This window comes from Sphingomonas silueang, assembly GCF_040049155.1.
Lineage (GTDB): Bacteria > Pseudomonadota > Alphaproteobacteria > Sphingomonadales > Sphingomonadaceae > Sphingomonas > Sphingomonas silueang.
On record NZ_JBDZDK010000066.1, the window covers coordinates 2,501 to 3,836 of the forward strand.

Annotated in this window: 1 rRNA gene (only partly in view); it reads left to right on the top strand. The window is 52.3% G+C overall.

Annotated elements, in window-relative coordinates:
• Window positions 1-133 precede the first annotated feature (133 nt).
• Window positions 134-1,336: ribosomal RNA gene (locus ABLE43_RS22920) — 23S ribosomal RNA — on the top strand; it runs 1,687 nt beyond the window's last position.

Here is a 1,336-nt window from a genome sequence, read left to right on the forward strand (position 1 = left end):
GAACTGACAGCTTTCACAATCAAGGCTGAGATTTCAACCACACCAAGAAAACCACGTGACACTGCTCTGCCGAGTTTCGTGTCGTCGTCCGGATGGACGTCGATCCAGTGTTGTCGTTGGTGGTGTGGACTCTCAAGCGTGAGGTAAGGGCAATTCGTGGATGCCTTGGCATGTACAGGCGATGAAGGACGTGGCACGCTGCGATAAGCGTCGGTGAGGTGTGAGCAACCTTTGACCCGACGATTTCCGAATGGGGAAACCCACCTATCCGTTTAATCCTGACCGTTGGTAACGGCGAGCAGGGTTAGGCGGACAAGGTATCTTGGACCTGAATACATAGGGTTCGAGAAGCGAACCCGGCGAACTGAAACATCTCAGTACCCGGAGGAAAAGACATCAACCGAGATTCCGTTAGTAGTGGCGAGCGAACGCGGACCAGGCCAGTGCCTTTTGTTCAACTAGCAGAACAGCGTGGAAAAGCTGACCATAGCGGGTGACAGTCCCGTATGCGAAAGTGATGCAAAAGGACTCGAGTAGGGCGGAACACGTGTAATTCTGTCTGAACATGGGGGGACCACCCTCCAAGCCTAAATACTCGTACATGACCGATAGCGAACTAGTACCGTGAGGGAAAGGTGAAAAGCACCCCGATGAGGGGAGTGAAACAGTACCTGAAACGGATTGCCTACAAGCAGTTGGAGCCCTTTTGAGGGGTGACAGCGTACCTCTTGCATAATGGGTCTGTGACTTAATCTATCAAGCAAGCTTAAGCCGTTAGGTGTAGGCGCAGCGAAAGCGAGTCTGAACAGGGCGCTCTAGTTTGATGGATTAGACCCGAAACCCGGCGATCTAGGCATGACCAGGATGAAGGTGGGGTAACACCCACTGGAGGTCCGAACCGATTAACGTTGAAAAGTTACCGGATGAGTTGTGTTTAGGGGTGAAAGGCCAATCAAGCCGGGAAATAGCTGGTTCTCCGCGAAAACTATTGAGGTAGTGCCTCGGATGGACACCTTATGGGGTAGAGCACTGGATGGTTGCGGGGGTCGCGAGATCTACCAATACTAACCAAACTCCGAATACATAAGAGTGATATCCGGGAGACAGACGGCGGGTGCTAAGGTCCGTCGTCAAAAGGGAAACAGCCCTGACCTACAGCTAAGGTCCCCAAGTCGTGTCTAAGTGGGAAAGCATGTGGGAATCCCAAAACAACCAGGAGGTTGGCTTAGAAGCAGCCATCCTTTAAAGAAAGCGTAACAGCTCACTGGTCTAAACAAGGGTTCCTGCGGCGAAGATGTAACGGGGCTCAAGACACGCACCGAAGCTTAGGGTGTAC